Source organism: Pseudoalteromonas sp. T1lg65 (assembly GCF_051930985.1).
Lineage (GTDB): Bacteria > Pseudomonadota > Gammaproteobacteria > Enterobacterales > Alteromonadaceae > Pseudoalteromonas.
Genome location: NZ_CP196837.1, coordinates 1,062,341 through 1,082,627 on the forward strand (window position 1 = coordinate 1,062,341; position 20,287 = coordinate 1,082,627).

The following is a 20,287-nucleotide window of genomic DNA, read 5'->3' on the forward strand; positions in this document are numbered from 1 at the left end:
TCGACTTAAAATCAGTATTAAAACGAGTATTTAAAATGAAATTAAAATTTAATAAAAAATCAATTAAAGAATTAAGCCCAAACAGCAAACGTCTTGCATCTGGCCTAACACCACAGGTAGCCGGTGGTCGTGATACCTTTTATTGTGAAAGTGTAAACTACTGTAATTCAGATGCATCCTGTTGGACTGTACCTGAAGGAAAACGTCAGTGCATCTTCTGGTAAGTTAATTGGAATAAAATTAAGAGTTGCCGCTAAACTTGTATAAACTTGGCGGCAACTCTTGTAGAAATACAAAACGTGGTTAATATTTTAGCGGCTTTTAGGGCGAGTACTAGTGTAAGTTTATCAACACAGGCTTTTATTTGTTGTCTAACTCATTTTGTAATTGTTTCTGCATTTCACGTAACCCTGCTATTTTATCTCTCGCTTCTTGTAATTGCGTTTCAGGAAGCCTAGCTTCTATGCCTTTTTTTAACAGCGCTTCAAGTTTCTCGACTTTACCGTCAACGGCTTCAATGTAAGCCTGTTTTAATGCCACTTCTTTACTAGCCTGATAGCGCTGGTAATTTTCATGGTCATCCAAGTCTCCTTGATAGCCTTCGGTCTGTTGCTTGTTTTGATTAATCGGCGGTAGATATTCCGGATCTGTTATGGCTATTGAATCGATAGGGTTAATTACCGGAGTGCTCGGCTCAAAGTTTAGCTCTGCTAATTCAGTGTGCTTCACGGTATTGTCATTTTTATGCGGCATGGTATTTGATAAGTCAACGCTGGAAGTGCCTTGTTCCCAGACGATTGACCAGAATGCCCAAATAAAACTGGCAATTGCGGCACTCAATAATACTATCAATATTGCGCGCCAATACTTCATAAAACTTGCTCCTTCTGCTTGGCTACCCATTGTTGATAGGCCCGCTTATAGGCGCGTTGTGCAAATTGTTTGGTCAATGCATTCAATGCTTGATAGCGCACTGTTTCACTTGTGGCATCGTAGTAATCGTATTGTGGTGTGTGGCTTAACAGCACAACCCAGCGTCCATGTGGTGTGCGGACTACTGGCGATAAAGAACCATATTCACTGCTAAACGCAAGCTGTGTTTCCCACATAGGTTTATCTGCTCGTGTGAGGGTGATGTCGTTGCTTCTCCATATAGGTGTTGGTTTATAAGTCATCAATGCTTTTTCCCACCCTTGTTGTGCAACCAACTGACGAAAAGCTTGTGCTGTTTCACGCTTATCGAAATAGTAGCCCTGCGCTTGAACTTGTTTTACATAGCGAAAAGAGTCGCGGTGCTTACGGTAAAATTGCTGAATTGCCGTTAGCGGAATAGCTGCTCTTAGGTGATTGACATAGTCACTTCTTTGTCCGTGCATTTCGTCTTTTAGCCCTAAATACGCGAGCATTTCTGGGCGTAGTAATTCACCAGTAGCCAGTTGTCTGATTTGTGCTATGGTCAACCCTTGTTTTCGTAATAACGGTTTGGCTTTTGTGAAAATGTCGACTTGATGCTGTTGTTGAGACACGATTGCACTGAGTAGCCCAATGTCGCCTTGATGTAATCGGAAGCGGTTTTGCATTGATTGACTCAGCATAGTTTCTGCAACTGTAATGACGGGATTTGAGCTCAGAGTCACATTCTGCCACTGTTCTATTTGCTGTTCTGAGTATTTTCCATCCGCGGGATAGTTGCCTAACAACTTGACGAGCTGCTGTTTCGTGAGTGGCAGAGCTACTTTCGAAACAGTCTCTTTGTCTAGTACAGGGAACCAATGCTTTAATGCTGAAGTTGTAAACTTATTTACATGATAGGCAGTACTAAACCCAACTTCAGATTGGCGAGTCAGTATGACTTCATTATGTAATTTGGCTTGTACCAGTAAAAATTGGTTTTCTAATAACCTTTGTTTTGCTTCCTCGAAAGATATTTCTTCTCGCTGCTCAACGTATAACTTCTGAGCAAGCTTGACTAGATTGGTACTGACCGTATCGACTGCATAACATGGCAAGCTAAACCAGCTTGCCAAAAATAACCAAACTACTCTCATTATCTCGCAACCATCGCGTGGTTAAGCAAGTGAACGACCATTGCAATGGCATTTGGAATTACCTGTTTTGCGGTCGTTAATCGGTCGTAGTGATCGGTTGAATTTAACACGATACCACCTTGAGCGTACGAATAAGCTCCGCCTTGTGTTAATAGCGGGCGAATGTCACTGTCAGTGCTGCTTAATGGTGCAAAGTTAGCCATCGCTTGTGAGACCAAAGTAAAGTTGTTCAGGTTTTCTTGATCATAGTAATCCTTGACCCAAGATTCCCAACTTGCATGGTTTTTCGCTGATGTCGTCCAAGTGTGGTGTGGTTGCAATAAGTCTGTGGTGTGAAATACGAACCCTAAAACTTGTGGATTGCCACTTTGTAAATAGCTTTGAAACCAGTATTGACCAAGGTTATCAATAGGTTGAAATGGCATTTCTTCAAAATCATCATACATGCTGTAACTTGAGTGGCTATCAAGACGGTAATTTTTTTCGGTGATACCGTAGCTATTGTACTCACTGTCGTCGGCACTAAACCAGCCAGTTTCCCCACCATGGCCATCGTCTAAATAGTCCCCTTTTAGCCAAGTGGCAGCTAAGTTATCTACGTCTCCCCACACTGTCAATTTGTCATAGTTGTACCCACCAAAATCGTTGCCATGGCTATCGGCTCCTCTGGTATGGTTTTGGAAATGCCAATAGCTAGTATATTTGACAATACTTTCTGCCATTCCCCAAAGCGGTGCTTGAACACAGTCACCAGTTATAGCGCCACACAAAAACGTATCTTCAAAGTCATCAACATCATAGGCAGCTTGGCCTAACAGTTCAGCTAATTGTTGGACAGTTAGGCCATTAGCTTGAGCATACGCTCGTAGTTTTGCATACTGGGTTTGTGATGGGTTTTGAGCCATGTAATTAACCGCATCAATAACAATTCGTTTGTGTGTTTCTTGACTGAATGCGACGGTTTCAGATGTCGCGGCTATGGCAGCAACAGGGAGCAGATATTTAAGCATGCGTTTCCTCTTAATTATATGTATTTGAATCGCCTAAATTTGTTAGCGAAGGTTTTAGGAAGACAGATTCAAGCTTATCGATATTAAATTTTGATTACCAAAATGTTAAATGTAGAGTTTTTATTTAATAATTATAATTGACTTGTTGCTGTCAAAGAGCTCAGGTATGATCTCGGGTTCAATTTCGGCACAAAAATTAAGCGCTGATTTAGCTATGAAAAAACTAATAATAATTGCCTTTTTACTATTGCCTTGGCTGAGTTTTGCAAGTGATGAAGGCACTGAAGAAATTTATGAAGACGAGTTTGTCTTTCAGTTGAGTGTGGGCGCATTTTATGTTGATATGCAGATGCCTCGACTTACTGGAACTAGCTCTGAATTTCGCAGTGCCACGTTGTTAGTGGATGCCAAAGCCCAATACAAAAACTTTTATCTAGACACGCGCTCCGGTGATTTTTTTGGTGGCTCAGACATTGGTTATCAAATTGTTGCTGAAGATGGATGGGGCATTGATGCTATATATGGCAGTTATATGGTGCCTTTTTCTGAACGCGGCTACTATGGATCTCAGTCTTCTTCTCCGCAATTAAGAGGTATTCGTGAACGCGAGCAGGATAATTCTTTAGGGTTAGCGTATTACAAAAGAGTGGGAGAGTTTTTAACTGTTATTGAACTCGCTTACGACGTTTTTGGTGAAACCGATGGTTGGGTTTTTCACATTGAAACGACTCGCAACTTCGAACTGAGAAACTGGGACCTCTGGTTTAATTTTGGCGCAAATTATTACTCGCATAACTTCCATAACTACTATTATGGCGTCACTGAAAGTGAAGCTAACGAGTTTCTGACGCCTTATGAATCAGGTAGTTCTTCATCAGCTTTTGCGCAAGTACAGTTAAACTATCCTATCGCGCAAGATTGGGTGTTTAGTGCTGGTGCTTCTTGGTTGGTGGGCGCCAAAAGTATGTTAGACAGCCCACTGGTACGTACTCGTCATGCTAAAGTTTTCTTTACTGGAGTGAAGTATGTATTTTAAGCGCTGGTCATGGATGGCGTTGTTAGCTTTACTTTACTTTAGTAGTTCAAGTCAGGCTGATGACATCAGTAAAGGAATATTAAATGCGGTACCAAACAAGTGTGTAGCTTTGAACCAAGGCAGAACTTGTTATGCCGATGTAACTCTATCTGTCAACGCACCAGAGGTAGGTGATTACTGCCTCAGGGAGAGCGGTTCGAAGAAAATATTGCAATGCTGGGCAAATGTAACCAGTTTTGAATATCTGTTTGAGTTTGGTTCTGAAGAGAGTGTCAGCTACGAGTTAATTTCTAAACAACAAAGAGACGTACTCGCAGTGACAACCATTGAAGTAAACTGGGTGCACAAAGTGAGAGTTAAAAAACGCCGCTGGCGGCTATTTTAATCGCGCAAAATGGTGTTGCGAAGTGATCTAGCAACACCCAATTATTACAATTCTTCCAAGTGCTCAATACACCATTGTGCACGCTCTAGTGTGGCTTTTCTGGCAGCTTCAGTTTGCTTGTCCCAATTACGATAGATCATGCCTATGCGATGATTTTGACCAAACTGTTTGCGATGACGCTCCATAAAATGCCAATACATACTATTGAGTGGACAGGCATTCTGTTCAGACTTTAGCTTAACGTCATAATCGCAGTGCTTACAGTAATCACTCATTTTATTAATGTAGTTTCCACTTGCCGCGTAGGGTTTAGTCGCGACTATGCCACCGTCGGCAAATTGCGTCATTCCTCTAGTATTAGGCATCTCGACCCATTCTATCGCATCGATATAAATACCCAGATACCACTGGTCTACCTCATCTGGGTGGACGCCAGCAAGCAAACAAAAGTTGCCCGTGACCATCAGCCGTTGAATATGATGTGCATAGGCGTATTCTAAGCTTTGGCTAATCGCTTGTTGCAAACAGCGCATTTTTGTATCGCCAGACCAAAAGTAGTGCGGTAATTTATTGACTGCTTCAAGTGCGTTGCGATTGCCATAATCCGGCATATTCAACCAGTAAACCGCTCTAATATACTCACGCCATCCAAGAATTTGCCTAATGAACCCTTCAACCTGCGCAATATCAATGTTGTCGCTGTTTTGATAGGCGTTTATCGCACTTTGTATTACCTGCATTGGATGTAACATTTTGATATTAATTGAGAACGATAAACGAGAATGGTACAAGGACCAGCTACTGGGATGTTGGCAAGTCATGGCATCTTGAAAGCGGCCAAAATGAGGAAGAAGATACTGACAAAAATAGTCCAATAGCTCGCGAGCTTGCGTACGAGTGACCGGCCAAAGTAATTGTGATGACGCTGTGCCAATGGTAGTGATGTTGTGGTGCTGTAATCGATTGAGAATAGCTGAGATATCGTTAGTAAAGCTTAATGGTTTTGGCACCTTTTCTAAATCAGCAGGTTTTAGCTTATTGCGATTTTGTGAGTCAAAATTCCATTGTCCACCTTCTGGTTCACCGTCAGCAGACATAAGGATATTAAAGCGCTTACGCAACTTACGATAAAAGTGTTCCATGGTGGTATGCTTTCCAGCACGTAAATAGTTATCGAGCTCTGAGAAGGGCAGTAAAAAGTGCTCTGTATCGACGCATTGTACTGCTATCCCCTCAGGCGAATAGCGCATCAACTGGCTAAACAGGCGGTACTCATCGGGTCGCTGATATTCTATTCGTTTGACGCCAAATTGTTGGATCAGCGCATCGAACAAATCAGCTAATGTATGGTGCTCTGCTGTATCATCAAGAGTCAGGTGCAATACCTCAAATCCTGCTTTTTTCAGCGCATTAGCAAAGTTTTCCATCGCCTTGAAAAAGGCCGCCACCTTCTGAATATGGTGCTTAGTGTAATTTGTTTCTTGATGCAGCTCGGCTATCACATACAGGTAGTTCGCATTGGGTTGCTCAAACCAACTGTGGCTCGGGTTTAACTGATCGCCTAGAATAAGTCTAATACCTTGATATTGTTTGTTATTATTCATTTGGCCAGTCCACCATGCTAATACTATCTAAAGGGGCTGTGTTGGGCTTGTTCCCCAACCATTGGTCAGTGTAAGTGTTATTTGGATCATACAATGCTTGTTGCTTTTCAATGTCGAAATGGCGTCCGCCACGAGGATCGGCTCCGACCCCTGCGATGTATTGCCAATTCCCCCAGTTTGCGGCAACGTCATAATCAATCAGAGTTTGTTCAAAATAGGCTGCACCATAACGCCAGTCAACTTGGAGCTCGTTAACCAAGCAACTTGCGGTGATTTGACGTGCACGATTTGAGATCCATCCCGTTTCATTTAGCTCTCGCATTATCGCATTAACCAATCTGAACGGAGTTTCACCAACACACCATTTACGAAAGCGCTCGGGATAAAAGCTTGTCAGTAATGGCTTATTTTTAATTCCACCTTTTAAGAATAGCTTGTGGCCATACTTATGTGCATACCAGTGAAAATATTCGCGCCACAGAAGTTCAAACCAAATCCAATAAGTTGACTCATTAGCGCCCTGCTGGCGTTCGTATTCACGTAAGGCTTGCACAATCTGTTTAGGACTAATCGCTCCTGTGGCCAAATAAGGGCTGAATCGAGTGGAAAAAAGTGAGCCGCTAAGGGCGTTGCGAGTTAGCTTGTACTGACTTGCTGCTACAGTGGAAAAGTATTGCTTAATATACTGATGTGCGGCTAATTCACCAACTGTATCAATGGGGTTAAGCTTAACCTGTTTAATCGTGTCATCATCAAGTACGGAGTTGGGTATTGTTGGCAGTTTGCATTTCGCAATCACATCGCTCAGAGTCAAGTGTTCGACTTGTTTGCGAAACGAAGTAAAACTTGCCGGTAAGGACGGCAGGGTAAAAGGTAACGCGTCTTCAGTGAAAAGAGTCATGCCATGTTGTTGAATAAACTCTACGTTAGGAAGTGCAAGTTTTAGTTGCTGACTTAATTGCTTTTCGTAATAGCCACAGTGGTAACTGCTACCAATATGAGTCACGTGATGGCGAAGGCAAAATGCCACTACCGCCTTGATAGTATTTTCACAGAATAAAAATAGCGTTTGTTGTTGTACTTTTAGGTTTTGCTGTAATCCTGATATCGAGCCGTTAAGGTACGTCAAGGCAGCTGGTGATTTATCGATTTGAGCTTTATTTTGGCTAAGTTTTGATGCAGGAGCGAAATAGGCACAAATTAAAAAGTCGACGTTACCGCAAAGCTCGGCAAGCGCAGGATTATCGGTCAGTCTTTGGTCGTTATTGAATAAGTAGAGTCCAATGTTAGGCACAATGAGGTCTCGCGCTGTGTTGCATATTAATAGCTATACGAGAATATACGTAGCTTAGCTCACTACTGTCTTTAGATTGAAGATTTACAACGCTTAAGATGAATTTTGTTGTCAAAGTGCGGAGCAGGGCGAGTATCTCGCCCATGGCTATTTTGTTTGGCAAGTCTCTATAAGCTGCCGCAAATGTTCACCGACATTTTCGGTTTTAGTCTGACCTTGTTCTAGCATTTTGATGGCTTGTGTTTTTAACTCTTGCAGCTCATATTCCTCTAGCATTGTTTTGACATAACGCAGTGTGTCTGTGCTTTGTTGTAGTAAATCAGGAAGCCGATCGAGACCCATTTTTTGGTCGCTTAAACTGCTCATTGTAGTAAGAAGTTGGTCTAAGTTAACGCTGTCTTGAAGTACGCCTTCAACTTGAATTAACGCCCCAACCGGGTCCGCATCAAGATTCTTAGCAACACAGGCTGCTACACTACCAGCATCAGCGGTTGCTCGCACCGACTCAATACCCTGAGCTCGGATCAATTCTACCGCTTGTTTTAATTCTTGGTGTTGATCAAGATATTGGGTTTCGACTTGAGTTCTAGAGTCTTCAAGTGAGTCACACCCTGCAAGCAACAGAGCTAAAAGTGACACGGTTAAGAGCGTTTTTTTCATGACTTACCTCACTGATTAGAAACTTGTTTCAGTCTACTCAGCTTTTTCAGGTAAGTCACTCATTCACAATAATTACTTGGCGTGCTGCTGTTGTTTGAACTCATGCAGAGTCGTGACGTTAGTCACTGAAAAGAGTTCATGATTAAGCATGTTTTTAATCAATAGCAGTGCACGATTCCAGGCATTTTTGGTAGCCGCAGTGAAGGTTCTACCTTGTTGTACTTTCAGTGCTTGAAAAAATGTGGAGAGCAATATGTCTAAGTCTCTTGGTGAAGTACCAATGTACAACAAATGCGCTCGTCGTTGACGTAAAAAGTACAGCAGGTTAGCTTGTTGTGGTAGTCGCATGACGCAACCTTGAATAAACTCAAAGACTTGATGTTCCCACAAGATTAACTGATTTACATTGTCGGGGATCTGCATATTCAAGTTGTACTTTTGGACTTGGTGATACCAGCTGGTACAAAAGCCATGAAAGTTAGGGCGGACACTCGCGAGAGATTGGGTAAGCAGTTGATATTGATATGGAGTGATGCTCATAAACGCCTCTTCAAAATAGGATGAAGAGCGGTTCCTTTGCTCGAAACTTAACCTCTGTTATTTTTAGTATAGTTACAAATTACTTTTGCGAGATATTTTATTTTTTGAGTGTAAGTTAAATCTCACACGCTGACATACCAAAGTACAAAAAATACGCTTTTTAATCTGAAATCCAGACTAAGCCATCAGAAACCATCAATTCACCTTAACGTAAAACACTTAGTCCGTTATCTATCTGAGTCTTTAGATTGAATCATCCTGATGAAGCCAGATAAGTTTGTGCTAATTCAAGGTTGCTATATGGAGCAAGTATCTCTATAATACGCAGCATATTTAAACAGCACTTGTGCTGTTATTGGCGCGGGATGGAGCAGCCTGGTAGCTCGTCGGGCTCATAACCCGAAGGTCGTCGGTTCAAATCCGGCTCCCGCAACCAAATTAAAGAATGAATTTTCTTTGATGCCGCGCATTCCTTGTAATGCGCGTTTTGCGTTTAGGCGCTAGCTTAATTAGGCTGACAAGCCCGCAACCAAGCACGGCCTTTGGCCACACAGTTTGTTTTTAGTGTGACGCCCCGCTTGGTCCGGGGCGTTGTTGTATCTGGCACGAGGTTATGCCTTAGCCCGATAGCAAGCAGCTATTATTTTGGGGCTTTCAGCCCTTTTTTTGTTTGTATGGAGGAATTTTGTGACAAAACTCGAGCAAGAATTGACCGAGATGTTGGAGCCTGCCGTTGAGGCATGTGGCTTTGAGCTACTAGGTCTTGAGTTTGTACAAGCTGGTCGTCATTCCACTTTACGGGTGTATATCGACCATGAAAATGGCATCAATGTTGACAACTGTGCTGATGTTAGTCGTCAGATCAGTGCAATTATGGATGTCGAAGATCCCATTACGAACGAATACAATTTGGAAGTTTCTTCTCCTGGTGTTGATAGACCATTATTCAAACAAGCTCATTATGAAAATGCAGTAGGTGAAGAAGTTAGGTTACGTACCAAGCTTCCTCAAGAGGGTCGTCGTAATTTTAAAGGCGATCTAGTATCAGTTAATGGCGATATGATCACGTTAAAAGTGGATGGTCAGGAATGTATCCTGATGATCAGCAACATCGAACGTGCAAATATCATCGCAAAATTCTAACTTTCGGTGCGAAGGACAAGGGCAAGGCGAGGCATTATTTATGGCAAAAGAGATTTTATTGGTAGCAGAAGCTGTTTCCAATGAGAAAGCAGTCCCAAGAGAAAAGATTTTTGAAGCATTAGAGTTCGCACTAGCGACAGCAACCAAGAAGAAACATGACGGTGACATTGAAGTTCGCGTTGCAATTGATCGCAAAACGGGTGAATACGACACGTTTCGTCGCTGGAGAGTGGTTGAGCCTCAAGAAGATGGTTCTTTGGAAAACCCTTATGCAGAAATCACCATTGAAGCAGCTCAGATTGAAGAGCCTGAAATTCAATTAGGCGACTATGTAGAAGAGCAAATCGAATCAATTAAGTTTGACCGTATTACTACGCAAATGGCTAAGCAAGTTATCGTACAAAAAGTACGTGAAGCTGAGCGTGCATTGGTGGTTGACGCTTATAAGGATCAACAAGGTGAGTTGGTTACCGGTGTGGTGAAAAAAGCCACTCGTGATGCCATTGTGATTGATCTTGGTAACAATGCTGAAGCGGTTATTTACCGTGAAGATATGTTACCGCGTGAAAGCTTCAGACCCGGTGACCGTGTTCGCGGTTTACTGTATGACGTAAAGCCCGAAGCACGTGGCGCACAATTATTTGTAACGCGTTCAAAGCCTGAAATGCTGATGGAACTATTCCGTATCGAAGTACCAGAAATCGGTGAGGAAATGATCGAGCTTAAAGGCGCAGCACGCGATCCAGGTTCTCGTGCGAAAATCGCGGTAAAATCTAACGACAAGCGTATCGACCCTGTTGGCGCTTGTGTAGGTATGCGTGGCGCTCGTGTGCAAGCGGTTTCGACTGAACTAGGTGGTGAGCGTGTAGATATCGTGCTTTACGATGATAATCCTGCACAGTTCGTAATTAACGCAATGGCGCCAGCGGAAGTAGCTTCTATCGTAATGGATGAAGATACGCGTACAATGGAAATTGCGGTTGAAGCAGATAACCTAGCTCAAGCGATTGGTCGTAACGGTCAGAACGTTCGTTTAGCAAGCCAACTTACCGGTTGGGAGCTAAATGTAATGACGGTTGAAGACATGGAGCGTAAAAACGCAGAAGAGTCTGACAAGCTGGTTAACCTTTTCACTGAAAACTTAGACATCGATGATGACTTTGCAACTCTACTTATCAACGAAGGTTTTTCGACGTTAGAAGAAGTTGCTTATGTCCCTGTCGCTGAGTTTTTAGAAATCGACGGTCTTGATGAAGAGACAGTTGAGGAACTTCGTAAGCGTGCTAAAGATGCGCTAACGACGAAAGCACTGCGTGACGAAGAGAGTCTAGAGAACGCTGAACCTGCAGACGATCTGCTTGGTTTAGAAGGTCTAGATCGTCACACTGCTTATGTGATGGCAAGCAAAGGCGTTGTAACGCTGGAAGATCTTGCTGAACAGGGAATTGATGATTTAGTAGAAATAACTGAACTTTCAGAAGAACAAGCCGGTGAGCTAATCATGGCGGCGCGTAATATCTGTTGGTTTAGCGAAGAGTAATTTATTAACGGGAGGTAACGTAACATATGGCAGAAGTGAGCATTGAACAACTAGCCGAGAGTATTGGTACAACTGTTGATAAATTACTACAGCAGTTAAAAGACGCCGGTATTACTAAAGCTGATGGCGAACACGTCACTGAGAATGAGAAAGCTAAATTGCTCGATCACCTTAGTAAACAGCACGGTGGTACTGGTTCTGAAGGCCCAGAACGCATGACTTTGCAGCGTAAGAGTAAAAGCACACTGAGTGTGTCTAGTTCATCAGGTAAAGCAAAGTCTGTGCAAGTTGAGGTCCGTAAAAAGCGCACTTACGTTAAAAAGAGCGCAATCGAGCAGCAAAAAGAGCAAGAACGCTTAGCTGCAGAGGAAGCTGCGCGCAACGAAGCAGAGTTAAAAGCCCAGCAACAAGCTGAGGCTCAGGCAAAAGAAGAAGCGGAGCGCAAAGCGCGCGAGGAAGCAGAACGTAAAGCCAAAGAGGAAGCAGAGCGCAAAGCTAAAGAAGAGGCAAAGCGTAAAGCTGATGCTGAACGTCAAGCCAAAGATAAGCAGAGTAAAGAAGTGGATAGCGCGCAACAAGAGAAAGAACGTCAAGAAGCTGAGCGTCTGCGCTTAGAAGCAGAAGCGGCAGCACTTAAGAAAGCCGAAGAAGAAGCAAAACGTCAAGCAGAAGAAGCTCGTCGCTTAGCAGAAGAAAACGAAGCTCGCTGGAAAGCTGAAGAAGAGGAACGTCGTCGTCGCGAAGAGACTGCGGATCACCACCTAACAACATCAGCTTATGCTCGTGAAGCAGAAGATGAATCAGATGCGCGTGAAGAAAAAAGCGCTCGTCGTAAGAAGAAAAGAAAGCCAAGCGCCAAAGATGAAGCCGCTGAAGCAAACCTGAAAAAGCTGAAAGGCAAAAAAGGTAAGCTAAAAGCACCAACGTCATTGCAACATGGTTTCCAAAAGCCAGCAGCTGAAGTAAAACAAGAAGTGCGTATTAGTGAAACCATCACTGTAGCAGAGCTTGCTTCACGTATGGCAGTTAAAGGTGCAGAAGTGGTGAAAACCATGATGAAGATGGGTGACATGGTGACAATTAACCAAGTTATCGATCAAGAAACTGCACAACTCGTTGCTGAAGAAATGGGTCACAAAGTTATTCTAGTGAAAGAAAACGAGCTAGAAGAAAAAGTACTAAGTGATCGTAACGAAGAAGGTTCACTAGAGCCTCGCGCACCAGTTGTTACCGTTATGGGTCACGTTGACCACGGTAAGACGTCAACCCTTGACTACATTCGTAAAGCGAAAGTTGCCGACGGCGAAGCCGGTGGTATTACCCAGCACATCGGTGCATATCACGTTGAAACCGAAGGTGGCATGATCACTTTCCTAGATACTCCTGGACACGCAGCGTTTACGTCAATGCGTGCTCGTGGTGCGAAAGCAACGGATATCGTAGTGCTAGTAGTTGCAGCTGACGATGGTGTAATGCCGCAGACTAAAGAAGCGGTACAACACGCCAAGGCTGCTGAAGTTCCGCTAATCGTTGCTGTGAACAAAATGGATAAAGAGGGTATTGACCCGGATCGCGTTAAGAACGAGCTTGCTCAACTTGACGTTATTCCAGAAGATTGGGGCGGTGATACTCAGTTTGTTCATATCTCAGCGAAAACCGGTCTTGGTATCGACGACCTACTTGAAGCTATTCTAATGCAGTCTGAACTACTTGAGCTACAAGCTTCGAAAGAAGGGATGGCATCAGGTGTGGTTATCGAATCTCGTCTAGATAAAGGTCGTGGTCCAATTGCATCAGTATTGGTTCAATCAGGTACTCTAAACCAAGGCGATATCGTACTTTGTGGTCTAGAATACGGCCGTGTTCGTGCAATGAAAGACGAAAACGGTAAAGACATCAAAGAAGCGGGTCCTTCAATTCCTGTAGAGATCCTAGGCCTGTCAGGTGTTCCTGCGGCTGGTGATGAAGCAACCGTAGTACGTGATGAACGTAAAGCGCGTGAAGTTGCGTTGTATCGTCAAGGTAAATACCGTGAAGTGAAGCTAGCGCGTCAGCAGAAGGCGAAACTAGAGAACATGTTCTCGAATATGACCGAAGGTGATGTGTCTGAGGTTAACATCGTACTGAAAGCAGACGTTCAGGGTTCAATTGAAGCAATTTCGGATTCATTGACTAAATTGTCTACAGATGAAGTTAAAGTGAAGATTGTCGGCTCAGGTGTTGGTGGTATTACTGAAACAGACGCAACGCTTGCTGCTGCTTCAAATGCAATCATTGTAGGCTTTAACGTTCGTGCCGACGCTTCAGCACGTAAAGTTATCGAAAATGAGAACCTTGACCTTCGTTACTACAGCGTAATCTACGACCTGATCGAAGAAGTTAAACAAGCGATGACCGGTATGCTTGCACCAGAATTTAAGCAAGAGATCATTGGTCTTGCTGAAGTTCGTGACGTGTTTAAGTCGCCTAAAATCGGTGCTGTTGCTGGTTGTATGGTTACCGAAGGTATCGTTAAGCGTAGCGCGCCAATCCGCGTACTACGTGAAAATGTGGTAATCTATGAAGGTGAACTAGAGTCACTACGTCGCTTTAAAGATGACGTTCAGGAAGTTCGTAGCGGTATGGAATGTGGTATCGGTGTTAAGAACTATAATGACGTTAAAGTTGGCGACCAGATCGAAGTATTTGAAACGGTACAAGTTGAACGTTCACTTTAACATTTAGCGTTTAAAATATTAGCAATGGGGGCGTTTGCCCCCATTTGTGATCTGTTAGAATATCCATAGTTATAGCATTTAATTAAGTGGTGAAAATGAGAGAATTTTCTCGTACTGACCGATTTGCCCAGCAAATCCAAAAAGAGATCGCTGTGATCGTGCAGCGTGAAATTAAAGATCCTAGGTTAGGTATGGTAACCGTATCTGCGGTTGAGGTATCTAGAGACCTTTCTTACGCAAAAATCTTTATGACTGTCATGAACACGCAGGATGAAGATAAAACGAAGCAAAGCGTTGCAATCTTAAACGACGCAACGGGATACATTCGTTCTTTACTTGGCAAACGTATTCGCGCGCGTATCATGCCTGAGCTTAGATTTGTGCTCGACAACTCGTTGATGGAAGGGATGCGTATTTCCAACCTAGTTGACTCAGTTATTCGTGAAGACAAAACTAAGCGTGGTGAGTCATCAGAGGATGAGAACCAAGAGGAAAACTAATGGCGCGTCGTAGTAAAGGCCGTCCAATTGATGGCATTTTATTGTTAAATAAGCCGCAAGGTATTTCTTCTAACAAAGCGCTGCAACAAGCTAAAGGTATTTTCTTTGCTCAAAAAGCGGGTCATACCGGTGCGCTCGATCCATTAGCAACAGGCATGTTGCCAATCTGTTTTGGTGAGGCGACTAAGTTTACTCAGTTTTTACTCGATACCGATAAGACTTACGTAGTTCGTGCTCAACTTGGTGTTCGCACCACAACATCGGACTCTGATGGCGAAGTGGTAGAAGAGCGCCCGGTAGTGATTACCCAAGCACAGTTAGAACAAGAAGTCGCAAGCTTTTTGGGCGAGTCAGATCAATATCCATCGATGTATTCAGCATTGAAGTACCAAGGACAGCCACTCTACAAATACGCAAGAGAAGGCATTGAAGTTCCGCGGAAATGCAGAAAAATTAACGTATACCGCATTACACTTGATGAGTACGACGAGCAAACTCAGCAGATCCAGATGACAGTGCATGTGTCAAAAGGCACTTATATTCGCACCATTGTTGACGACCTAGGTGAAAAACTTGGTTGTGGCGCACATGTGATCATGTTGCATCGCAGCGAAGTTGGTCACTATCCAAGCGACAAAATGATTACGTTGGAAGAGTTGGAAGAGAAGCTACAGCAAGCAAAGTCGCAAGACTTAGCGCCTTCCGCGTTACTTGACGAACTGCTATTACCGATGGACACCGCGCTGGTCGATTTGCCAGTGGTTGAAATTTCCCGAGAGCAGGGGATTGCTTTCGGGCATGGTCAAGTTGTAACACTGGCTGAGGTCCCTGAAGGCATAGTGAAAGTTGTTGCCGATGGTCAATTTGTTGGCATTGGTGAGCGCAATCAACACGGGCACCTGAAGGCAAAAAGAGCGCTTTCTTCCGCTCAGTAGCATCATGGTTAGTTGCATTTAGGTTTTCCTTTCCAGCGGTCGGGATTGCTGATATAATCCGCCCGCTTCCGTTTTGGCTGAATTAGTGATCGGCTGAAACATTACTTAAATTATTTTGGAGTTATTATGTCACTAAGCAATAAAGAAAAAGCAGAAATCGTAGCAAAATTCGCTCGTTCAGAGGGTGACACTGGTTCACCAGAAGTACAAGTTGCACTTCTAACTGCTGATATCAACAAGCTACAAGGTCACTTTGCTGATCACAAGCAAGACTTCCACTCACGTCGTGGTCTGCTTCGTAAAGTTAGCCAACGTCGTAACCTACTTGACTACCTAAAAGGTAAAAACGTAGAGCGTTACGCTGCACTAATCAAAGAGCTTGGCCTACGTCGCTAATATTTTTGATTTTCTGTTGGATTTTTATCCGATAGCGAAAAAGGGGCTACTTAGCCCCTTTTTTTGTAGGTGTACTATCAGTATACTTACTGGCGTTTAGCGTCTAGGCTAAACGAAGTGTCAATTTGACTGCCAATTGTAGTGCTTAAATGAATTCGTCGAGTCACGAGTTTGTTTAAGACTGTAATTGGTTGCACTTGGCACGCTAAAACTTTTTATTATTTAAGGAATATATTTGTGCAAGCAATTATTAAAGAATTTCAACTAGGTCAACATACCGTGACTCTAGAAACTGGCGCCATTGCGCGTCAGGCCGATGGTGCAGTATTAGCTAGCATCGGCGATACTTCAGTATTAGTAACAGTGGTAGGTAGAAGAGAAGCTGCAGCAGGCCAAGACTTCTTCCCTCTAACTGTTAACTACCAAGAAAAAATGTATGCAGCGGGTCGTATCCCAGGTGGTTTCCTTAAGCGCGAAGGTCGTCCTTCAGATGGTGAAACACTAATCGCTCGTCTAATCGACCGTCCAATTCGCCCTCTATTTCCAGACGGCTTTGTAAATGAAGTACAAGTTATCGCGACTGTTGTTTCAGTAAACCCTGAAATTCAACCAGATATCGTTGCTATGATTGGTACATCTGCAGCACTAGCAATTTCTGGTATTCCATTTAATGGTCCACTAGGCGCATCTCGTGTTGGTTATATTGATGGTCAATACGTTCTTAACCCAACACTTAAAGAGCTAGAGAACAGTAAACTAGACCTAGTTGTTGCAGGTACTGACAATGCAGTATTGATGGTTGAGTCAGAAGCACAAGTGCTGTCTGAAGAAGAAATGCTTGGTGCAGTAGTTTACGGCCATGAGCAATCTCAAGCGATTATCAAAGCGGTTGAAGAATTCCGCGCAGAAGCTGGCAAGCCAGCTTGGGACTGGGCTGCACCTGAAAAAGACATCACACTTGCTGAAAAAGTAGCTGCAATTGCAGAGCAAAAAGTAGGTGATGCTTACCGTATTACAGACAAAGTAGCTCGTAAAGAAGCACTCTCAGAAGCAAAAGCGGAAGTAATTGAAAAGCTTTCAGCTGAGCTTGGCGAAGACGAATCTCTTGACGAGCAAGTTGTTGGTAAAACATTCAGCTCACTAGAGAAAAAAATCGTACGTAGCCGCATCATCGCTGGTGAAAAGCGTATTGACGGTCGTGAACCAGATATGGTTCGTGCACTTGACGTAATGACGGGTGTACTTCCACGTACTCACGGTTCTGCTATCTTTACTCGTGGTGAAACGCAAGCACTTGTCACTGCAACGCTTGGTACAGAGCGTGACGCACAGATGCTAGATGACCTAACTGGTACTCACAAGCATCACTTTATGCTGCACTATAACTTCCCTCCGTTCTGTGTGGGCGAGACAGGTTTTGTTGGTTCACCTAAGCGTCGTGAAATCGGCCACGGTAACCTTGCTAAGCGTGGTATTGCAGCAGTCATGCCAACGCTTGCTGAATTCCCGTACTCAGTACGTGTGGTTTCAGAAATCACAGAATCAAACGGCTCTTCATCAATGGCGTCTGTATGTGGTACTTCACTTGCTCTGATGAACGCAGGTGTACCAGTTAAAGCTTCTGTAGCTGGTATCGCGATGGGTCTAGTGAAAGAAGGTGACGACTTTGTAGTACTTTCTGACATCCTTGGTGACGAAGACCACTTAGGTGACATGGACTTTAAAGTAGCGGGTACATCAAACGGTGTAACTGCACTACAAATGGATATCAAGATTGAAGGTATCACAAAAGAGATCATGCAAATTGCACTTCGCCAAGCGAAAGCGGCACGTCTACACATTCTAAATGTAATGGACCAAGCGATTGCATCACCTTCAGAAGAACTTTCTGAATTCGCACCGCGTATCTATACCATGCAAATTCCTTCGAAGAAGATTGCTGATGTTATTGGTAAAGGTGGCGCAACTATCCGTCAGCTTACTGAAGAAACAGATACAACGATCGAAATCGAAGATGATGGTACTATCAAGATTGCAGCGACAAACGGCAACAGCGCACAAGCAGCAATTGCACGTATTGAAGCACTAACTGCTGAGCTTGAAGTAGGTAAAATCTACGCTGGTAAAGTAAACCGTATCGTTGATTTCGGTGCGTTTGTTAATGTACTTCCTGGTAAAGATGGCCTAGTTCATATTTCACAGATCAGTGAAGAGCGCGTAAATAACGTTGCTGATCACCTATCTGTTGGCCAAGACGTACAAGTAAAAGTGCTAGAAGTAGACCGTCAAGGCCGTGTACGTCTAAGCATCAAAGAAGCGCAAGAAAAGAAAGCGGATGCACCAGCTGAAGGTAACGCTGAGTAATCGCGTTGCAAATGCTGTGAGAATAGAGAAAGGGGCTGAATAGCCCCTTTTTTTATGCTTTAATGCTGGACATAGAAAGTAGTATTGTTGAGGAAGGAAATGAAGTTAGCCAAGATTATTGCGCCTTTTATCTTTTTGGGATTAATAGGGTGTGAAACAACGCCGCAAAAGCCACCGCAAAGCCTATTAAATGTGCCTTTTGCCGTGCCTTTACAAGCTAACTTCAGAAATGAAATAGCCATCGCAAGATATAGCGAGTTGTTACTCCAAACCGAAGTAACCGAAGAGCAGCGTGCTCAGCTGTACTACAACCGTGGTATGCTCTATGACAGCATCGGGTTATCAACGCTTGCGCGCATCGACTTTAATCGAGCGGCAAAGCTAAAGCCCGATCTAGCTGAAGTCTATAATTTCTTGGGTATCCATCAAACTTTAGAGCAAAACTACGGCCGAGCTTATGAGTTGTTTGACTCTGTGTTAGAGCTAAATGAGCAGCATGAATACGCTTATTTGAATCGTGGTATCGCCCTGTATTACGGTGAACGTCCAAACTTGGCGGCAAATGATTTTCAGCAGTTTCTCGCGCGCTCTCCACAAGATGCTTATCGCGCTATGTGGCTATATCTAGCCCAAGTTCAAATTGACCCTCAACAGGCCAAGCAAACACTGTTGCGCAATAGTCAGGCGCTAGACCCAAAAGAGTGGTCTTCGCAATTAGTTGATCTGTATTTGGGCAAGCTGTCAGAACAAGCGTTTTTGGCACAAATTGCAGATGGTGTTGCAAACCAAGAGGAATATGCTCAGCGATTATGTGAAGCCTACTTTTATTTGGCCAAACAATATCAAGCGGCAGGTCAACTTGATATTGCCATCGACTATTTTAAATTGGCGCTGTCGACAAACGTCTATGAGTTTGTTGAACATAAATATGCCCGTTTAGAGCTAGACCTACTGGTACAGCAGCGCAATGAGCAAGGCGCTAGCTAGCAAGTTTTTAGGGCTGGTTATTGTTAGTGGGCTACTGCACGGCAGTAGCTCATTATATCTGCATTTATCACCACAGCATTTATGGCAGCTTATCTACCACACCCCAACCGTTTATTATCAGTTACAACAAAACCTCACCATCAATCCAGAAGAGCTTACCAAGCAACAACTAAAGGCATTACTAACTTTGCAAGAAAGTAGGTTTTTGCAAGAGCAGTTGACGCGGCTGATTAAACAAAAAGACTTCGCTCGAGCGGAACTCTATCTTAGCCAAACTTGGCAAAGTGCTTCCAAACCCCAACAACAGACACTGCTCAATTTGATGATAGAGCACCATGCTATTTCTTTGATTGAACAAGTAAAAGTTGAATTTTCCGCACCGGTAACAAAAAAGGCACTGACCCTGCTTAATATGAGCTTAGGTAAATCATTAGATAAGAGTGCAGCTACACTTGCTGAACCCTTTTTGTTATTAGGCAGGGACTCCGTTAGTTACCCTGAAGGCTGTCACTACACACTTTCGCTTTATGCAAACAATTATGATGGCGTGCGGGCGCTTAATCGACTCAGAGAAGCATATCAACGTCAGCCTGAACCCAAGTCCAAAGCGTTTTGTTTATCTCCACCCATTTACCTTGCCGAGCAGTTAGCTTGTAGTACCAAGCAGGGTTTTGCATATTGTCAGCTACCGTCTGGTAATTCGTTACCAAAGTCAGACTTTAAGCTATTAATGGCTAATGAAGGTAACGCCAATGTGTTACACTCAACTATGACACTCTCGCTAAACAGCAATTACGACACATTTGTACATGAACTGATGCATTTTTTTGGGTTTGAAGATGAATATCCAGTACCAGAAAGTAAAGCGAAGTGGTTGTGTGCAAGTGAAGGCATTAAAGCGCCTAACTTGTATGTAGGACACACACCGCCAAATGGATGGTCTCCAAGCCGGACCTGTCAGTTTGGGCAATTACCGTCGTTTAAGCCTGTTTCCTCATTCACATTACTGGAATATCAATCTGCTATTTTACCTAAGTCTTATCGTAGAATGTGGCTAAAATTACTTCATCAAGACTTTCAATACGTTGAAGGTAGAGTTAAAAGCGCTGAATAGTTTTGAACTTAATC

The 20,287-nt window shown here is 43.4% G+C and carries 19 protein-coding genes and 1 tRNA gene; 13 read left to right on the plus strand and 7 right to left on the minus strand.

From position 1 onward, the window contains the following. The first annotated feature begins 35 nt into the window (after nt 1-35). Nucleotides 36-224, plus strand: a complete 189-nt coding sequence (locus tag ACSLBF_RS04560; protein WP_440055420.1) for a hypothetical protein — start codon at nt 36-38, stop codon at nt 222-224. Nucleotides 225-360: 136 nt separating this feature from the next. On the opposite strand, the gene ACSLBF_RS04565 is transcribed toward ACSLBF_RS04560, so the two are convergent. From ACSLBF_RS04565 to ACSLBF_RS04575, 3 genes are read right to left on the minus strand one after another with little or no spacing between them, the layout of a single operon-like run. After that, nucleotides 361-873, minus strand: a complete 513-nt coding sequence (locus ACSLBF_RS04565; protein WP_440055421.1) for a hypothetical protein — start codon at nt 871-873, stop codon at nt 361-363. Beyond that, complete coding sequence (locus ACSLBF_RS04570) at nt 870-2,048, minus strand: peptidyl-prolyl cis-trans isomerase (RefSeq protein ID WP_440055422.1); 1,179 nt, start codon at nt 2,046-2,048, stop codon at nt 870-872. The genes ACSLBF_RS04565 and ACSLBF_RS04570 overlap by 4 nt, the downstream gene beginning before the upstream one ends. Further along, complete coding sequence (locus ACSLBF_RS04575; RefSeq protein ID WP_440055423.1) at nt 2,048-3,058, minus strand: phospholipase; 1,011 nt, start codon at nt 3,056-3,058, stop codon at nt 2,048-2,050. The genes ACSLBF_RS04570 and ACSLBF_RS04575 overlap by 1 nt, the downstream gene beginning before the upstream one ends. 214 nt (nt 3,059-3,272) lie before the next feature. Here ACSLBF_RS04575 and ACSLBF_RS04580 point away from each other — a divergent pair, with 214 nt between their 5' ends. Both ACSLBF_RS04580 and ACSLBF_RS04585 read left to right on the plus strand, forming a co-directional pair. Beyond that, nucleotides 3,273-4,094 (plus strand): MipA/OmpV family protein, encoded by an 822-nt coding sequence (locus ACSLBF_RS04580; protein ID WP_440055424.1) that lies wholly within the window; start codon nt 3,273-3,275, stop codon nt 4,092-4,094. Next, a complete protein-coding gene (locus tag ACSLBF_RS04585) occupies nt 4,084-4,479 on the plus strand; it encodes a DUF3019 domain-containing protein (RefSeq protein WP_440055425.1) in 396 nt (131 codons plus the stop codon). The genes ACSLBF_RS04580 and ACSLBF_RS04585 overlap by 11 nt, the downstream gene beginning before the upstream one ends. A 44-nt stretch (nt 4,480-4,523) precedes the next feature. Here ACSLBF_RS04585 and ACSLBF_RS04590 read toward each other — a convergent pair whose 3' ends face one another. The 4 genes from ACSLBF_RS04590 to ACSLBF_RS04605 form a co-directional block, all read right to left on the minus strand. Beyond that, the gene (locus ACSLBF_RS04590; protein WP_440055426.1) at nt 4,524-6,083 is read right to left on the minus strand and encodes a cryptochrome/photolyase family protein; all 1,560 of its coding nucleotides are present in this window, start codon (nt 6,081-6,083) and stop codon (nt 4,524-4,526) included. After that, complete coding sequence (locus ACSLBF_RS04595; RefSeq protein WP_440055427.1) at nt 6,076-7,377, minus strand: DASH family cryptochrome; 1,302 nt, start codon at nt 7,375-7,377, stop codon at nt 6,076-6,078. Before ACSLBF_RS04595 ends, ACSLBF_RS04590 begins: the two co-directional genes overlap by 8 nt. Nucleotides 7,378-7,524: 147 nt before the next feature. After that, nucleotides 7,525-8,037: a hypothetical protein gene (locus ACSLBF_RS04600; RefSeq protein WP_440055428.1), complete on the minus strand. Its 513-nt coding sequence runs from the start codon at nt 8,035-8,037 to the stop codon at nt 7,525-7,527. 72 nt (nt 8,038-8,109) lie between these two features. Next, nucleotides 8,110-8,577 carry a hypothetical protein gene (locus tag ACSLBF_RS04605; RefSeq protein WP_440055429.1) on the minus strand — a complete coding sequence of 156 codons (468 nt, stop codon included), beginning with the start codon at nt 8,575-8,577 and terminating at the stop codon, nt 8,110-8,112. 359 nt (nt 8,578-8,936) lie between these two features. Here ACSLBF_RS04605 and ACSLBF_RS04610 point away from each other — a divergent pair. From ACSLBF_RS04610 to ACSLBF_RS04655, 10 genes are all read left to right on the plus strand, one after another. Continuing rightward, nucleotides 8,937-9,013, plus strand: a tRNA-Met gene (locus ACSLBF_RS04610). A 251-nt stretch (nt 9,014-9,264) separates the two neighbouring features. Beyond that, a complete protein-coding gene (rimP, locus tag ACSLBF_RS04615) occupies nt 9,265-9,720 on the plus strand; it encodes a ribosome maturation factor RimP (RefSeq protein ID WP_440055430.1) in 456 nt (151 codons plus the stop codon). 40 nt (nt 9,721-9,760) lie between these two features. Continuing rightward, complete coding sequence (gene nusA / locus ACSLBF_RS04620; protein ID WP_440055431.1) at nt 9,761-11,260, plus strand: transcription termination factor NusA; 1,500 nt, start codon at nt 9,761-9,763, stop codon at nt 11,258-11,260. A 26-nt stretch (nt 11,261-11,286) separates the two neighbouring features. Further along, the gene (gene infB / locus ACSLBF_RS04625) at nt 11,287-13,977 is read left to right on the plus strand and encodes a translation initiation factor IF-2 (protein ID WP_440055432.1); all 2,691 of its coding nucleotides are present in this window, start codon (nt 11,287-11,289) and stop codon (nt 13,975-13,977) included. Nucleotides 13,978-14,072: 95 nt separating this feature from the next. Then, on the plus strand, nt 14,073-14,477 hold the full coding sequence (gene rbfA, locus ACSLBF_RS04630; protein ID WP_440055433.1) for a 30S ribosome-binding factor RbfA: 405 nt from the start codon (nt 14,073-14,075) through the stop codon (nt 14,475-14,477). Then, nucleotides 14,477-15,412, plus strand: a complete 936-nt coding sequence (truB, locus tag ACSLBF_RS04635; protein WP_440055434.1) for a tRNA pseudouridine(55) synthase TruB — start codon at nt 14,477-14,479, stop codon at nt 15,410-15,412. The genes rbfA and truB overlap by 1 nt, the downstream gene beginning before the upstream one ends. Nucleotides 15,413-15,538: 126 nt before the next feature. After that, nucleotides 15,539-15,808: a 30S ribosomal protein S15 gene (rpsO, locus tag ACSLBF_RS04640; protein WP_440055435.1), complete on the plus strand. Its 270-nt coding sequence runs from the start codon at nt 15,539-15,541 to the stop codon at nt 15,806-15,808. Between the two features lie 237 nt (nt 15,809-16,045). Next, entirely contained in the window at nt 16,046-18,172 is a 2,127-nt protein-coding gene (pnp, locus tag ACSLBF_RS04645) for a polyribonucleotide nucleotidyltransferase (protein ID WP_440055436.1), read from the plus strand. 99 nt (nt 18,173-18,271) lie between these two features. Beyond that, nucleotides 18,272-19,159: a lipoprotein NlpI gene (nlpI, locus tag ACSLBF_RS04650; protein WP_440055437.1), complete on the plus strand. Its 888-nt coding sequence runs from the start codon at nt 18,272-18,274 to the stop codon at nt 19,157-19,159. Continuing rightward, nucleotides 19,140-20,273, plus strand: coding sequence for a hypothetical protein (locus tag ACSLBF_RS04655; protein ID WP_440055438.1), 1,134 nt, complete (start codon nt 19,140-19,142; stop codon nt 20,271-20,273). Before nlpI ends, ACSLBF_RS04655 begins: the two co-directional genes overlap by 20 nt. The last annotated feature ends 14 nt before the right edge of the window (nt 20,274-20,287 follow it).

Bases quoted from the DNA above. Each gene is read 5' to 3' on its own strand.
- truB (WP_440055434.1), top strand. From the start codon at position 14,477: ATGGCGCGTCGTAGTAAAGGCCGTCCAATTGATGGCATTTTATTGTTA.
- ACSLBF_RS04605 (WP_440055429.1), bottom strand. From the start codon at position 8,577: ATGAGCATCACTCCATATCAATATCAACTGCTTACCCAATCTCTCGCG.
- rpsO (WP_440055435.1), top strand. From the start codon at position 15,539: ATGTCACTAAGCAATAAAGAAAAAGCAGAAATCGTAGCAAAATTCGCT.
- nusA (WP_440055431.1), top strand. From the start codon at position 9,761: ATGGCAAAAGAGATTTTATTGGTAGCAGAAGCTGTTTCCAATGAGAAA.
- ACSLBF_RS04570 (WP_440055422.1), bottom strand. From the start codon at position 2,048: ATGAGAGTAGTTTGGTTATTTTTGGCAAGCTGGTTTAGCTTGCCATGT.
- ACSLBF_RS04580 (WP_440055424.1), top strand. From the start codon at position 3,273: ATGAAAAAACTAATAATAATTGCCTTTTTACTATTGCCTTGGCTGAGT.
- ACSLBF_RS04575 (WP_440055423.1), bottom strand. From the start codon at position 3,058: ATGCTTAAATATCTGCTCCCTGTTGCTGCCATAGCCGCGACATCTGAA.
- ACSLBF_RS04565 (WP_440055421.1), bottom strand. From the start codon at position 873: ATGAAGTATTGGCGCGCAATATTGATAGTATTATTGAGTGCCGCAATT.
- ACSLBF_RS04600 (WP_440055428.1), bottom strand. From the start codon at position 8,037: ATGAAAAAAACGCTCTTAACCGTGTCACTTTTAGCTCTGTTGCTTGCA.
- rbfA (WP_440055433.1), top strand. From the start codon at position 14,073: ATGAGAGAATTTTCTCGTACTGACCGATTTGCCCAGCAAATCCAAAAA.
- ACSLBF_RS04655 (WP_440055438.1), top strand. From the start codon at position 19,140: ATGAGCAAGGCGCTAGCTAGCAAGTTTTTAGGGCTGGTTATTGTTAGT.
- ACSLBF_RS04560 (WP_440055420.1), top strand. From the start codon at position 36: ATGAAATTAAAATTTAATAAAAAATCAATTAAAGAATTAAGCCCAAAC.
- ACSLBF_RS04585 (WP_440055425.1), top strand. From the start codon at position 4,084: ATGTATTTTAAGCGCTGGTCATGGATGGCGTTGTTAGCTTTACTTTAC.
- nlpI (WP_440055437.1), top strand. From the start codon at position 18,272: ATGAAGTTAGCCAAGATTATTGCGCCTTTTATCTTTTTGGGATTAATA.
- infB (WP_440055432.1), top strand. From the start codon at position 11,287: ATGGCAGAAGTGAGCATTGAACAACTAGCCGAGAGTATTGGTACAACT.
- ACSLBF_RS04590 (WP_440055426.1), bottom strand. From the start codon at position 6,083: ATGAATAATAACAAACAATATCAAGGTATTAGACTTATTCTAGGCGAT.